The 14216-nt window shown below is 47.2% G+C and carries 16 protein-coding genes; 12 read left to right on the top strand and 4 right to left on the bottom strand.

What is annotated here, in order from left to right; translation table 11 throughout:
- Positions 1-34: 34 nt before the first annotated feature.
- Positions 35-952, bottom strand: a complete 918-nt coding sequence (locus QUA23_RS24270) for a TIGR04168 family protein (RefSeq protein ID WP_333074692.1) — start codon at positions 950-952, stop codon at positions 35-37.
- A gap of 211 nt (positions 953-1163) precedes the next feature.
- Here QUA23_RS24270 and nadA point away from each other — a divergent pair, with 211 nt between their 5' ends.
- The 8 genes from nadA to QUA23_RS24310 all read left to right on the top strand — a co-directional run bounded on the left by nadA (position 1164) and on the right by QUA23_RS24310 (position 7688).
- Positions 1164-2132: a quinolinate synthase NadA gene (nadA, locus tag QUA23_RS24275; protein ID WP_333074694.1), complete on the top strand. Its 969-nt coding sequence runs from the start codon at positions 1164-1166 to the stop codon at positions 2130-2132.
- Positions 2133-2306: 174 nt separating this feature from the next.
- Positions 2307-2924 carry a TIGR04282 family arsenosugar biosynthesis glycosyltransferase gene (locus QUA23_RS24280; protein WP_333074695.1) on the top strand — a complete coding sequence of 206 codons (618 nt, stop codon included), beginning with the start codon at positions 2307-2309 and terminating at the stop codon, positions 2922-2924.
- 427 nt (positions 2925-3351) lie between these two features.
- On the top strand, positions 3352-4068 hold the full coding sequence (locus tag QUA23_RS24285; RefSeq protein WP_333074696.1) for a TIGR04283 family arsenosugar biosynthesis glycosyltransferase: 717 nt from the start codon (positions 3352-3354) through the stop codon (positions 4066-4068).
- Positions 4069-4182: 114 nt separating this feature from the next.
- Positions 4183-4692: a photosystem I reaction center protein subunit XI gene (locus QUA23_RS24290; protein WP_333050145.1), complete on the top strand. Its 510-nt coding sequence runs from the start codon at positions 4183-4185 to the stop codon at positions 4690-4692.
- A gap of 57 nt (positions 4693-4749) precedes the next feature.
- Complete coding sequence (locus tag QUA23_RS24295) at positions 4750-4866, top strand: photosystem I reaction center subunit VIII (protein ID WP_293127047.1); 117 nt, start codon at positions 4750-4752, stop codon at positions 4864-4866.
- 337 nt (positions 4867-5203) lie between these two features.
- Positions 5204-5758: a hypothetical protein gene (locus QUA23_RS24300; protein ID WP_333074697.1), complete on the top strand. Its 555-nt coding sequence runs from the start codon at positions 5204-5206 to the stop codon at positions 5756-5758.
- A 138-nt stretch (positions 5759-5896) separates the two neighbouring features.
- Complete coding sequence (locus QUA23_RS24305) at positions 5897-6784, top strand: hypothetical protein (RefSeq protein WP_333074698.1); 888 nt, start codon at positions 5897-5899, stop codon at positions 6782-6784.
- A gap of 187 nt (positions 6785-6971) precedes the next feature.
- Positions 6972-7688 (top strand): DUF2996 domain-containing protein, encoded by a 717-nt coding sequence (locus tag QUA23_RS24310; protein ID WP_333074699.1) that lies wholly within the window; start codon positions 6972-6974, stop codon positions 7686-7688.
- Positions 7689-7868: 180 nt separating this feature from the next.
- Here QUA23_RS24310 and QUA23_RS24315 read toward each other — a convergent pair whose 3' ends face one another.
- On the bottom strand, positions 7869-8690 hold the full coding sequence (locus QUA23_RS24315) for an alpha/beta hydrolase (RefSeq protein ID WP_333074701.1): 822 nt from the start codon (positions 8688-8690) through the stop codon (positions 7869-7871).
- Between the two features lie 78 nt (positions 8691-8768).
- The gene (locus QUA23_RS24320) at positions 8769-9494 is read right to left on the bottom strand and encodes a lysophospholipid acyltransferase family protein (RefSeq protein ID WP_333074702.1); all 726 of its coding nucleotides are present in this window, start codon (positions 9492-9494) and stop codon (positions 8769-8771) included.
- A gap of 417 nt (positions 9495-9911) precedes the next feature.
- On the opposite strand from QUA23_RS24320, the gene QUA23_RS24325 reads away from it, so the two are divergent.
- From QUA23_RS24325 to QUA23_RS24340, 4 genes are all read left to right on the top strand, one after another.
- Positions 9912-10226 carry a hypothetical protein gene (locus tag QUA23_RS24325; RefSeq protein ID WP_333074703.1) on the top strand — a complete coding sequence of 105 codons (315 nt, stop codon included), beginning with the start codon at positions 9912-9914 and terminating at the stop codon, positions 10224-10226.
- 129 nt (positions 10227-10355) lie between these two features.
- Positions 10356-12083, top strand: a complete 1728-nt coding sequence (locus QUA23_RS24330; protein ID WP_333074704.1) for a succinate dehydrogenase/fumarate reductase flavoprotein subunit — start codon at positions 10356-10358, stop codon at positions 12081-12083.
- 466 nt (positions 12084-12549) lie between these two features.
- Positions 12550-12774: a hypothetical protein gene (locus tag QUA23_RS24335; protein ID WP_096831014.1), complete on the top strand. Its 225-nt coding sequence runs from the start codon at positions 12550-12552 to the stop codon at positions 12772-12774.
- Positions 12774-13055 carry a type II toxin-antitoxin system mRNA interferase toxin, RelE/StbE family gene (locus QUA23_RS24340; protein WP_333074705.1) on the top strand — a complete coding sequence of 94 codons (282 nt, stop codon included), beginning with the start codon at positions 12774-12776 and terminating at the stop codon, positions 13053-13055. Before QUA23_RS24335 ends, QUA23_RS24340 begins: the two co-directional genes overlap by 1 nt.
- Before the next feature lie 29 nt (positions 13056-13084).
- Here QUA23_RS24340 and QUA23_RS24345 read toward each other — a convergent pair whose 3' ends face one another.
- Entirely contained in the window at positions 13085-13975 is an 891-nt protein-coding gene (locus QUA23_RS24345; protein WP_333074707.1) for a Uma2 family endonuclease, read from the bottom strand.
- Positions 13976-14216: the final 241 nt, after the last annotated feature.

Here is a 14216-nt window from a genome sequence, read left to right on the forward strand (position 1 = left end):
GGGCGCATTCATTTTATCATACCAGCAATTGTCTCTAACTACAAATAGCCGCAGATTCAGCGCTCCGATAAAGAATTTGTTCTAAGGCCACCGCGAAATCTGCCCCCAGCCAAACCAGAGACACTTCCGACACTGCTCCATTTTCCAGCAGGACGATCGAGAAATTTCGCAGTTTCGAGCACTCTCTCTCCACAATCCGCGGTACGCTGGCGGCATTCAAATACACCGTACCCTCCGCACTCACCTCCAGCGACTTCCGCAGCTCGTGCTTCGTGTGCCGCAGTTTGTGGTGCATATGACCAAAAGTTACCAGAGGTATGTGCTTCCCAGAACTGCGAGTTCGATCGATCGCCTCCGCAAAATCCGGGTCGCCCCAATCCCCGCCCAGCGGCTTCCAATCTCGCCCGCAGGGGTCTTCAGGAGCCTCTCCTAACCCCGTCGGGCCCGTGTGACCCAAAAAAATCACATTTTCGCAATCGGCATCCGCCGCAGCCCTTGCTATCCGCCGCGCCGACTCCTCAAAACTTTCTACCCCAAACCACTCCGAGTAAAAATCCCCGTACTTCCACTCCGAGCCCCCCCAAGTAAACGGGCGGCTGCCCACCACAGTTATGCCCAATTCGGGAAAATCACGCTTCCCGTAACCGACGTGAGCTTCTCCCATTAAATCTAACTGCTGTTGTACCCAATTTTCTTGAGTGCGATCGTAAGGACACTGACTGCGGCCCCAGTCGGTGGCCGTGTACCAAGCGTCGTGGTTCCCAAACACCGCTGCTTTCGGAATATCCAATTGGGCGATCGCCCGCACCACCTCCACCGACTCATTGCCAAAATCCCCCACAAACAGCACCAAATCAACGCCCAGATGCTTCAGGGCCTCGCCGTCTTCAGGTTCCCAGCTATCGTGAACGTCCCCCACCACCGCAATTTTGATAGATTTAGCTTTATTCATGTGATTTGTCATCTGCGATCGATCCCTAGCCCCTTCTTACTCAGCATAAGAAACAGCGACCAATTTTTGCACTCTCCCCCAGCCTATTTTAGAGTTGAGATTTGAGATTTTAGATTGGCTCCACTGAACAGCCAGCACTTTTTGGTGAATTCAACTATAATTCAAAATACACTTTAGCTGTCTTCGCCACCTTCCCCGGAATATTCTAACTGTGTTTACCACCGCACCTGCTCCGAACTTTACTCAAACCCGACTGCCCCACGACTTGTTTGCAGCCATTAACGCCCTCAAACAAGAGTTAAACGCCGTCATACTCGCCCACTATTACCAAGACTCCGACATTCAAGACATCGCAGACTTCATTGGCGACTCCCTAGAACTTGCCCGCAAAGCCGCCAACACCAGCGCCGATGTCATAGTTTTTGCCGGAGTTCATTTCATGGCCGAAACCGCAAAAATTCTCAATCCCGACAAATTAGTATTGTTGCCAGACTTAAATGCTGGATGTTCCCTCGCCGACAGTTGCCCTCCCGAAGCCTTTGCAGCTTTCAAAGCGGCTCGACCAGGACATTTGGTAATTTCTTACATTAATTGTACCGCCGCAATTAAGGCAATGAGCGATATAATTTGCACCAGTTCTAACGCGGTTAAAATTGTCAACCAAATTCCTGAAAATCAGCCGATAATTTTTGGGCCCGATCGCAATCTCGGCCGGTACGTCATGGAACAAACCGGAAGAGACATGGAGATCTGGCAAGGAGCTTGCATCGTCCACGAAAACTTCTCAGAAAAAAAGATAGTTCAACTCAAAATCGAAAATCCCGAAGCCGAAATAATTGCCCACCCAGAATGCGAACCTCCCGTGCTGCGCCACGCGAATTACATCGGCTCCACCACCGCTTTGCTCAAATATTCTAAAGCTAGTTCCAGCCAAGCTTTTATTGTCGCGACTGAACCGGGAATCATTCACCAAATGGAAAAGCAAGCTCCGCACAAACGATTCATTCCCGCTCCTTCAACCAATAATAACTGCGCTTGCAACGAATGCCCGCACATGAGATTAAATACCTTGGAAAAATTGTATCTATCCCTAAAAAATCAAACCCCTGAAATTACCATGCCCTTAGATATTCAACTAGCAGCCTTGCAGCCCATCCAGCGAATGCTAGAAATGAGCTAACCGCTGGCTATTTTTAAGTAAATTTATTGTGTGGTGGGTGGGGTCCGGCGATTAAATTAAGTCATTGCCTCACCCACCCACATCGATCTGCAATCGGTGAATCAGTTGTTAGCTCTTTCTCTTCTCTTCCTCTGCGCCTCTGCGGTTCCTTCTTTTAAAACTCCTGAACGATAAATGATGTCCGAAAAACTGATTGTTTTCACTCGCTATCCCGAACCGGGAACAACCAAAACTAGACTAATTCCCGTGCTGGGAAAAGCAGGTGCTGCCAACCTTCACCGCTTGATGGCTCAACGAACGATCGCCTGCGCTCTCTCTCTCCAACAAGCCCGCCGATTATCCGTAGAAATTCACCGAGCCGGCGGCAGCCAACAACTGATGCAAGAGTGGTTGGGAAATGATATTATTTGTCAAAACCAAAGAGACGGTGATTTGGGCGCAAGAATGACAGCAGCGTTTCAAAAGTCTTTTAATTCAGGGGTTGAGAAAACTGCAATTATCGGCACTGATTGTCCTGGTTTGAAAGCAGAAATCATGGCACAAGCTTTTGATGAACTGAGCCAGCACGATTTAGTTTTGGGCCCAGCCAAAGACGGAGGTTATTATCTGATAGGGCTGCGGCGATCGATACCGGAATTGTTCGGTGGCATTCAGTGGGGAAGCAGTGAAGTATTGGCTTGTACGCGGGCGATCGCCCAAAAGCTAGACCTCAATATTGCTTATCTTCCCACTCTTGCAGATATCGATAGACCCGAAGATCTCCTCGGTTTAGATATTAATATATTGAAATAACTAAACTCTCTTTAAGGAAGCTACATTTTTAGAAAGTGTCATAAATATAATTTTAGAAAAATACTTGATTGTGAAGCAAAAAGTCATAATATAGTAATTGTATTTGTCTAACTAAATGCTGAATTTAAGTAGCAGTTAGACAGCGCTTGGGACAATAGTTTCAGGCCCGAGAAAACACCAAAAATTAGCAAATAAACTAGCAACTAATAGCTCAGATTTGTAGGAAACCCGCCCTGTCAGATGAAAGCCAAATGTAGGGGGCGATATCGGCGTAAAAAATGAGCAACTATACAGATAAGCTTTTTACAAAACTCGCCCTCCCACCTTAAGGCCAAATGTAGGGGCTATCCCGGCGTAAAAATTTGTCTCTCATAACAGATAAACTTTTTACAAAACCCACCCTCTCTCACGGGGTGCTTAATTCTGTATGTCGCTAGAAAATCCCTATCTCAAAATTTCCATTATCATTCCAGTCTTAAACGAAGCACCTACAATTGCCTCCGTCATCTCCAGCGCCCTTAAGGCCAAAAATGTCGAAATAATTGTCGCCGACGGCTGCAGTAGCGACGGTACAGCCGATATAGCAAAATCTTTGGGCGTCCGAGTTATCTCCACCGCCCCAGGCCGCGCCACCCAAATGAATGCAGGTGCTGCTGCTGCTACAGGAGACATATTGCTGTTTCTCCACGGAGACACTCTTTTGCCTCGCGGGTACGACGATAGCGCGCGTCGGGTACTAGCTAACCCGTCTGCTGTAGCAGGGGCCTTTGAACTCAAGATTGACGCCCGCAGGCTCAGCCTCCGGCTGGTAGAAAGAGGGGTAAAGTGCCGATCGAACTTTCTGCAAATGCCCTACGGCGATCAAGCGATTTTCCTCAACGCAGTTATCTTTGACAAAATCGGCGGTTTTCCCGACTTGCCCGTCATGGAAGACTTTGAATTCGTGCGGCGGTTGAAAAAACAAGGCCGCATTGAAATAGTAACCCAGCCAGTCCTGACCTCCGCCCGTCGCTGGCAGCAGCTTGGGGTCCTCAAAACCACCGCCATTAATCAAATAGTAATCATCGCTTATTTCCTGGGAGTGTCGCCCGATCGACTCGCTTTCTGGTATAAGAGGCAAAAGAAAAATTCTTCCAAAAACTAAAGAATAGTGAACTTTTCTAAAGCTTGCTGCCAATTATGCAAATAGGAAACACCTCCCTGCGTAAAATATGACTTGAACGCCTCAACTTTATTAAACTGCGAGGACAAACAGAATATGGCCGATCCCAGAGATGCAGAGCTTATTAAACCCTTTAACGGCGACCCCTTCACGGGTCATCTAGCCACCCCCATCAGTGCTTCTGATTTCACAAAAGCATTCATCGGCAACCTGCCTGCCTACCGCAAAGGACTCTCGCCCCTAATTCGAGGCTTAGAAATCGGTTTGGCACACGGTTATTTCCTCGTCGGCCCCCAAATCGTCTTCGGGCCCCTGCGGGATTATCCAGAAGCAGCTAATCTCGGAGGATTATATACAGCCCTCGTCTTAGTTCTGCTTGGCACACTAGGTATGTCTGCTTACGGTTTAGTCTCTTTCAAACAAGACAACACCAGCTACCCTAGCGCTAATCCCATGACCCCCGATGCCCTCAGAAATGCTGAAGGCTGGAGCCAGTTTACCGGTGGTTTCTTCATTGGCGGGATGGGCGGCGTCTTTGTTGCCTACTTCTTACTCGAAAACTTTAACGGCATCGATGCCATTTTCCGGGGTTTAGTCAACAATTAGGCTTCACTCCCAAATATCCCTGTTGGAACACACTAACTTTAGTTTGGAGAATTTGATATGACAGGTTCCTACGCTGCTTCTTTCTTGCCTTGGATTTTGATTCCGCTAATTACCTGGCTGATGCCGGTTGTGGTAATGGGTTTGTTGTTTATCTACATTGAAAGCGACGCCTGATCCTTACCCCTAAAGTAGGAGCTAAGTTGGAAAGCCGAAGTAAAATGATTGACGAACAATTGCTCTGAAATTTCTAGATAAATCTAGGGAAAATCAGCAAAAATTGTTTTGAGATTTCTGGCTATCAGAAAACTTAGTTTCTTTACGCCCATCCCCAGAATTTATCTGTGGAGCAATCTTTCAGTTTTCTTCCTTCAAAAATCGTAATTGCAAAAAAATCCTCTGCCTGCAGGTAGAGGATTTTTTTGCAAAGAAGACAAATAATCCGCTCAGACCACACAAATTGCCAAATTCTGAGCCACAATTGTTATGGAAACCTATTAATGAGGAGACAGCGATGCAATTTTCCCCCGCACGCCGCATCTTAGCTCCATTCCTGATCTCGGTACTGCTGTTAGTGACCGCCTGCGGTCAAACCCAAGCCCCCTCCCGCTGGGACAAAGCTCAGCAGGAAAGCACCCAAAAACCTGCTAAAGCCAAGCAGACAACTGCTGACAAATCAAGTGCTAGTAATCAAAACCTGCCCAAGAAGGCAGTTGCAGGCGGTAAGTTAAATAAATACTTCCCGTCTTCGGGCGGTGGATTCGATCGCGTTTTTGCTCAAGAAAAATCCGGTTTTGCTGAAGCTAAGTTGAACAAAGACGGTAAAAATGTCGCGGTGCTCTCGATTAACGACATCGCCGGCAACCCCAGCGCAGGTGCAAAATTCAAGCAAAGTACCAAGCAAATCAGTGGCTATCCCGCCGTTAATCAGGGTGCTAATGGTACCGCTGTTTTAGTGGCAAATCGCTATCAGGTGAAAGTTCAATCGCGGAGCCCCTCTTTTACCGCTAGCGAGCGCGAAGCTTGGCTGTCAAAATTTAACCTCGCCGGCCTCGCCCGCCTCAAGTAGCAACGTCTTTTGTCACACTCCGCGCCCGACTCCAGTCTGGCGCTATTAGAACTAAGTCTGCCAGAATGAGACTGTGAAGTTCTTGGCATCTGCCAAAAGTAATACCTTTGATTTTCGTTCCAGCAAAAGGAGTTTTTTGTGAGCAAAACAGTCTTTGAATTAGTCGATACACTGCCTCAAGACAACATGACTGTCAAAGCCCTGCGAGCGCTTGACTTTGTGGTTCCCGGTGAGTGGAACAATTTAGTTGGCTTTGAAAATACCATTCGCACCGTTACTGGCGAAACAGACGAAGAACTAATTCAGCAAATTGGCGAGCGCGCCATCTACCTCTTCAACGATAAGTCTCAGGGCTATCAACGCGCTCTCTGGCTTTACCAAACTATTGACAGTACCGACAAGGCTTTGGGCAGTGCGGCCCTCGCTAATAAAGTTGCGGAAAATGTCTCGTTTTTGTCGTTCCTCGGCAATATCACTCCCAAGGCTGAAAAAGCTCAAACGATCGATCTGTCTTTGAAATTAGTCACAGAGTTGCTAGCTTTTTGCCAAATAAACGGCCTTCCCGGCGACAGCATTGGCGATTTTGCTGCTTCCTTGGGCGACTACGGCGGCGAATCCCTGATGCGGATGGCTGCTTTGGTTTGTTTTGACGGTTTGATTCCCCTGGGCCCGGACTTTATCATGGCAACTCAGTCTTGGATTGAAAAGCTCTCCCCGAACGATTTGCAAGATAATTCGGCCTTTAAGTCGATCGGCGGCATGATTCCTGGGGGTTCTCCCGCCGGCCAGCTTGGCTTTATCGGCGAAAGCTTTAACTCGGTTTCTGGCTGGATGAGCTCTTTTGTGAGCGATCGAGGTTTGACTCCTCAAAACGTACTCGGCCACTTGCAGAATTTTGTAGACATTTCTGCCGACAAGGTGGACTACGTGGGCGCATTCCTCGATATGACTACCAACTACTACGAACACACCGGTGTTCAAACTCTCGCCCGCCGTTTGATTGAACGAGCTGTCGCTGAGATTTAGAATAACCAAAGGAGTTGTGATGTTTGCCGGCGATCGCCCTCTGAGAGTGTTTTGAGTTCAAATTTTTTGGAACGAGCAATTTTCTCTCGCTTGGTTTTCGATAAACAGTGGGCGCGATCGCAAAAGTCGATCGCCCTCACCTGCACTCACAACTCCTTTTACCGATCACTTTTAAAAGGAAGCGTTAATGCCAGAAGAACCGCAAAACCCTACCGCTGGAGAATCGGAAACTCCCAGTGCTTCGATCGAGAACGCCCCGAGTTCCGACGAACCCGAGACAAGCGACTTTCCCAGCACTGACAAGCCTCAGCCGACTGCTAAAAAGCCCGCAGCCAAGAAAGAACCGAAAAATCCTACCGCTGGCGAATCGGAAACTCCCAGTGCTGCGATCGAGAACGCCCCGAGTTCCGACGAACCCGAGACAACCGACTTACCCAGCACTGACAAGCCTCCAGCGGCTGCTAAAAAGCCCGCAGCCAAGGCCGAAGGCGACAAGCCCCCAGCTAAAGCTAAAAAGGAAAAAGCACCTGCAGTTGAAGACAAGCCATTTGCGGAATTTATTCAACAAGATTATTTGCCCGCTTTGCAAACTGCTTTGACTAAGCAGGGCGTTAAGGATTTAGAGGTGAGTTTGGCAAAGCAAAAACTCCCAGTTGCGGGCATGAGTTCCGCCGGGGATTGCTGGCAGGTAATTGGGAAATTCCAAGAAGGTCAGCGCCAATTTAACCTGTATTTTCCTCAAGAAAATATTCAAAGTCAAAGGGCGTTTTCCTGCGCTGAAACTAATACCAAAACTAGCACTTTAGAGCCTTTTTTGATAGATGAGCGCAAGGTAACACTAGACCTCATGGTGTTTGGCGTCGTCCAGCGACTTAACGCTCAAAAATGGCTAAATCTTAATTAGTTATTAGTTATTAGTCATTAGTTATTAGTCATTAGTGGCTGGTATTTAGGGAGTTACTAATGAGTGTCAGCACGGGTTAATTGGAATATAAATTTTACCGCTCGCCCAATCTCTAATTTTGCCCCGACTTACTCCTAAGTGAGAAGTGTTAGCTAATGACTATTAACTATTGACTAATAACTAATGACTGCTGACTAATGATCGATTTTCTTCGGATTTTGTCAAAAAATTGCGAGCTTGCATAATCGCAAAAAGGTCAACATCTGTTTCTAACAAACAAGCATGACCGCTGTTAGCTAGCAGCACCATTTGAGCCTTGGGAATTACCTTGACTAAAAGCTTGGCTTCTGCTAAAGAAGGCAGCAGCCGATCGGCACCGCTAGCAATTACTAGCGTTGGCTGTTTGATGCCGCGCAACTGATTTTCCTCAACATTAAACGATCGCACTAACGCCAATCTCCACACAGACGTGTTTTGCGGTACTGCTTGCATCGCTTCTAGCAAAGCGCGGCGATCGTCGCGCCCAATCTTTCCTAATGATGCTAATATCGGCAATAAACCGATTACCGACAGCGGATAAAGGTTGGCCGGCAGCCACTGAGTCAGGTACGAACCCCACTGCACCCAAGGCTGCTGTCGAAAGGAAGAAGCTGGATTTACTAAGATTAATCGATCGCACAATTGGGGAGCTTCTAACATCACTTTCATCGCTAAACAGCCCCCAAAAGACTCGCCGCACACATAAACCGGCCGCTTCGGCTTTCCGGCTTCCTTTTCGGCTTCAATTAAGGCAATTGTTTCCCCAACCAGTACATCCCAACTAGGCCTATCGTCCGCAGGTAAAGTTAAGCAACGAATGTCGAAATGATTGGCTAATTTAGGAATTTGGGAGCGCAGCAGCAAACCGCCCCCGTCCATACCGGGCAAAAATACAAATAAAGGGCGATCGGGTTTCGGAGGTCTGGGGGTTAGGAAACGAACCTTATTGTTAGCATTTGCCATGATTCAAGTCAATCGATTTTAGATTTTAGATTTTAGATTGGAAATCTGACACCAGCCAATAGTCAACAGTCAACAAACTTACAAACAACCTCGTTGGAGTAATTCTGCAATTTCGCCCTGACAGTGGTCTGTGAGTTCAGCCACAACTGCTTTGGCTTTTTTGCCTTGATATTGCTGCTGTCTCTCGGCAGTAATCCAGTAAGGCCGGCCGATTAAAACATTAACTCGCTGATAAATTATCACAGGATGCCACCCAGAGCGATCGAACAGCGGTTCCGAAGGATCAAACAAACTCAACAACTTGAGCGGTACACCCGATCGTACCGAATGTTCCTCAAATGAACTAATCGCCACCGGCAAAACCGCCAAATCCCGCACCGGCGCCCGTAAAGCCAAATGAGCAAATCCCCGCTGAAACTTCCCCACAGTATTCGGCCCAGTCAGCTTGACCATCGGTTCTGCACCCTCTGGAAACACCCCCACCATCTCCCCACCTTGCAGCAGCGCTGTGGCTTGAGAGAAAAAATGCTGCTGTCGGTGCTCCGGTGCTTCCAAGGGGAAAGCGCCGAAAGTCGTGACAACTTCTCTCATCACCGGAACTTGACCCATGTAATGATGACAAGCAAAGCGGATCGATCGACCCAAAGCCGCTGTCAGCAGCACAGGATCTAAGAAACTGCGGTGATTGCTCACCACCAGCACCGGACTCTCTTGGGGAATCCGGTCTTCGCGGTACACAAACGTCTGCGTTCCCAAACCAGCCAGGAAACAGCGCGAAATCAGCAATTTGGTCTCTGAAGACATGGGCGAAAAGACAGGTGCGACGCTATAAAGGTTGATTCCATTCCCACGCAGCTTAACATTACTTTACCAAGTGGGGGCTCCCTCAAAAAGTAGACTTTCCCCTTATGCCTTGGTTTGGTAATCCTGAACGCACCGGTGGCAATCACCTTGGTTTTTTCGCGCGTTTATTTCTAGTCAGCCGGTCAAAACCTTAAAAAACCGGGTTTCTAGGCCTCGGAGTGTGATCGCCAAGTGTTTCGGCAGAAATCCCCCCTCAGAAGCAAAAATTTATCAAGTGTTGTGGCAACTTATTAAAGAATGTTTACAACAACCCCAAAACCAAGTTGCCGCAGCTAAACTTAGAAATTTACAGTGGGCATTGACGCACTGTCAAAGTATTTTTGGACAAGTCGTAATAGCAATCTCGCGAGGCATCAAATGAATAACATCCAAAACTATCGCCTTAAATGTACCCTCACCTTTGGCGACATTTACGGTCAAATCATTGTTTGGCTGATAGTCATCTTCCTAAGTCTAGCGTCGGCACTCGCCTTGTGGAGTAGCGCCCGCCAAATTTACGCCTTGGCTACTGTCGGCTTGATTTTAGTGCTGTCTCTGCCCTTCTTGCTGTTTGCTTTCGTTACAACTCTGCTAAATAACATTGAAGTGCTTGCTGTAGAACCCGGTACGGAACCTCAACCTTCTGCAACGGGAAATCAGCCGCTTCAGAACCCTGCCGAAAGCGCCGGCTAGTCCAATTTGAGATTTTAACTTTTGATTTTCCATTCAAATCAAAAGTTAAAAAACTTCCTGCTCTTTTGGTAGGAAGTTTTTTTTTGCGTCACGATAAGTTGAGCAGAACACTCAAAATAATTCAAAAAAATGCTAGAACACGACGTAATCATTGTAGGCGGCGGTTTAGCAGGTTGCCGCGCCGCAGTAGAAATTGCCCGGACTGACCCCAGTTTAAAGGTAGCTGTCGTCGCCAAAACTCACCCGATTCGATCGCACTCCGTCGCAGCCCAAGGTGGCATGGCGTCCAGCCTGCAAAATGTCGATCCTGAAGATAGTTGGAAAGCCCACGCCTTCGACACAGTAAAAGGTTCAGACTATTTAGCCGACCAAGACGCGGTAGAAATCCTCACGCGGGAAGCCCCCGGTGTAGTTATAGATTTAGAACACATGGGAGTCCTCTTTTCCCGCCTCCCAGACGGCAGAATTGCCCAGCGCGCTTTCGGCGGACATTCCCACCGCCGCACCTGCTACGCCGCCGACAAAACCGGTCACGCCATCCTCCACGAATTAGTCAACAATCTGCGCCGTTACGGGGTTCACATCTATCAGGAGTGGTATGTCACGCGCCTGATTTTGGAAGAAGGTCAAGCCAAGGGGGTAGTTATGTACCGCCTTCTAGACGGTCAAATTGAGGTTGTCCGTGCTAAGGCGGTGATGTTTGCTACGGGGGGTTACGGTCGAGTTTACAATACCACGTCGAACGATTACGCCTCGACGGGAGACGGTTTGGCGATGACGGCTTTAGCTGGATTGCCGCTGGAAGATATGGAATTCGTGCAGTTTCACCCGACTGGTTTGTATCCCGTGGGAGTGCTGATTTCCGAGGCTGTGCGGGGCGAAGGCGCTTATTTGATTAATTCCGAGGGCGATCGATTTATGGCGAATTATGCCCCGTCGCGGATGGAATTAGCGCCCAGAGATATCACTTCGCGGTCAATTTCCATAGAAATTCGCGCCGGCCGAGGAATTAATGTTGATGGTAGTGCCGGCGGCCCCTTTATCTACCTCGATTTGCGGCACATGGGACGCGAAAAAATCATGAGCAAAATTCCTTTTGCTTGGGAAGAAGCCCACCGTTTGTTAGGAATTGATGCCGTAAATCAGCCGATGCCCGTGCGCCCTACCGTTCACTATTCAATGGGGGGAATTCCTACTAATGTTAGCGGGCAAGTTCGCAGCAGTCCTGAGGGTTTGGTAGACGGTTTCTTTGCAGCGGGGGAAGCAGCTTGCGTGTCAGTTCACGGCGCCAACCGTTTAGGCAGCAATTCGCTGTTGGAATGCGTAGTTTACGGCAAAGTTACTGGCGCAACTATAGCACAATTCGTACAAAATCGCAAGTTACCTGCCGTAGACGAACAGCGTTATATTACGGAAGCAAAAGAGCAAATTCAGGCACTTTTAGAACGTCCCGGAAAATACCGAATCAATCAAGTTCGGCAGCAGTATCAAGATACTATGACTGAGTATTGTGGCGTATTTCGGAGCGCCGAATTGATGCAGGAAGGTTTAAAAAAATTGGAAGATTTAGAGCGACAATATGAGGATGTTTACTTAGACGATAAAGGCAAATTGTGGAATACGGAAATTGTGGAAGCTTTGGAGTTGCGGAGTTTGATAATTGTCGGAAAAATGATTTTAACTTCTGCTTTAAACCGACAGGAAAGTCGGGGAGCTCATTCGCGGGAAGATTTTACTGAGCGCGATGACGGGAATTTCTTGAAACATACAATGGCGTATTATTCACCTGCGGGGATTGATTTGGCTTATATGCCGGTGGCAATTACGATGTTTGAGCCACAGGAACGAAAGTATTAAGTTTTAGGGTGGGCGATGCCCACCTTACTAATTAAACGGCAAAAAAAGGGGATAAAGAAAACAATGCGCGAACTTCGCGAAAAGGAATTTAAGAACGAAGAAGCCCAACGAACTTTAACAAGCGAGTAGCTAGTGGCTTTGATAGTTGATGCACTCATTGATGCAGGCATTATCGATAAACGAAGGGTTCCAGAAGCCATCCAAATCGCTGCTGAAGAAATCGAGGTTCGTAAAGCTCTAGGTGACTACTTACTGAGTGCTCTCGCCTTGTAGATTGCTTTAGGATGCACGGGTGAGAAGCGATTGTAGAAGATGCAAATGTGGTATTAATTTGTAGGGCGCACCTAATTTATTCATTTGGAAAGTCGTCTCAGGATTTCTGCACCTCACAACTAAAAAATGCTAGCTTAGGATAAGTCTTGCTAAAATAAATACAAAATATCGTGATTATAAGTAGAAAAGAAATATGAGTAAAACCACACAGACATCTCAATTCCAGCAAGCTCTTGAAGCTGTAGAAGTTTTATCATTAGAAGATCAAGCTATGCTTCTAGATATTCTTCAGAATCGTCTGCGACAACAGCGACGAAATGAATTACTCAAGGAAGTGGCAGAAGTTCGTCAAGAGTATGCTGAGGGCAATGTTAAATTTGGGTCGGTAGCCGATTTTATGGCGGAGTTGGATGATTGATGAAAATTGGTTGGACTCCCAAATCTATTCGTACTTTCAAAAAGTTAGTTCGTAAAAATCCTCAGCTTCGCCTTTTAATTGAAGCTACGCTTGAACTTTTGTCTGAAGACTGCTTTAACCCCAGCTTGCGAACTCACAAACTGACAGGAGATTTATCGGGTATTTGGTCGTGTTCAATAGATTATGATTATCGGATTTTATTTGAGTTTGTGACCAATCCCGAAAATGATGAGGAAGCTATTTTATTGCTCAAAATGGGATCTCATGATGAAGTCTATTAAGATTGATCGCCCTTTTCCCCAATTCTCTCTCACCCGCCAGCATTCTCCCTAACTTCCTCCACAGATAAACTTAACGCCTCCGCCACTTGTTCGACACTCAAACCCATTTCCAACAATCGGGGAATTGCCTCCCTTCTTGCCTGAAATTCAGCTTGTCGTGCCTGTTCTGCACTCTCGGCTCGCAATCTTTCTTGTTCAGCTCTTTCCCGCTGTTGTTCCCCTCGCAATCTCTCTAATTCTGCTCTTTCATCGCCAATCAACAGCAAATTACCTTCCTCGTCCCACCAGCGCAGCCAAAGCATGGTTTGATTTTGATAACTGCCTTGCCAAAGTCCCAATTCTATGCCTAAAGATGCAATGGGAAAATGACCGCGCTGATTGAGTTCTAACAGTTGATAATACCCGTCAATCAACCGATAAACTTCTAATCTGCCATTATTAACTTGGTAGATGCCGTAATAGGGAATTCGCATCACCCGCTCGTAAACCCAAAACTTTCCCGGTTTAGTGACTACCCCTTCATCGGTGCGAGATAAAGGAGTACGATCGCGCTCTTCATCTCCGTTCCCGCTGGCAAATTCCAAAGCAATTAACGGTGCTATGTGTTCCCGCCACAGCACGTAGGAACGCCGAATTTGACCGTCAATGTTAGGAGGTACATTCGGAACGTAAAACCAATCAGGAGCTTCTGCACCTTGTTCCGGCGGTTCAGTTTCTCGCCAGTAAATGCCACAGTCTTGACCGATCGCATATTGTCCGTCAGGATGCCGCTCCTGCAAAATTTGCCCGATCGAATCAGTTAAAATTAAACTCTGCGGATGCTCCTGAAAATTTTTCACAAAAGTACCGTCTGACTCTGGTAATTGAGTGTGGTCTGGAAAAGCAGGAGGTAGAACAACGCGGTTAACGCTAGTAGTCATAATTCCCTCCGAGGTCTTACATAATTGGTAATTAGTAATTGGTAGTCGGTAATAGGACGCTGGGGGCTAGGGCTGAGAAACCCGGTTTCGACCTGTATATGTCGTCGCTCAACCAAGATTTCTCGTAGAAACCGGATTTCTTCTCCTAAGCCCTGCGTAATTAAGAAGAAAGCGAGTAATTTTGAGTTTAAATTATTAAGTTTTTAACTTAAAACTTTTTCACTGACAACTCAAAACTCTT

Origin of the sequence: Microcoleus sp. Pol1C5 (assembly GCF_036701115.1) — a bacterium.
Classification (GTDB): domain Bacteria; phylum Cyanobacteriota; class Cyanobacteriia; order Cyanobacteriales; family Microcoleaceae; genus Microcoleus.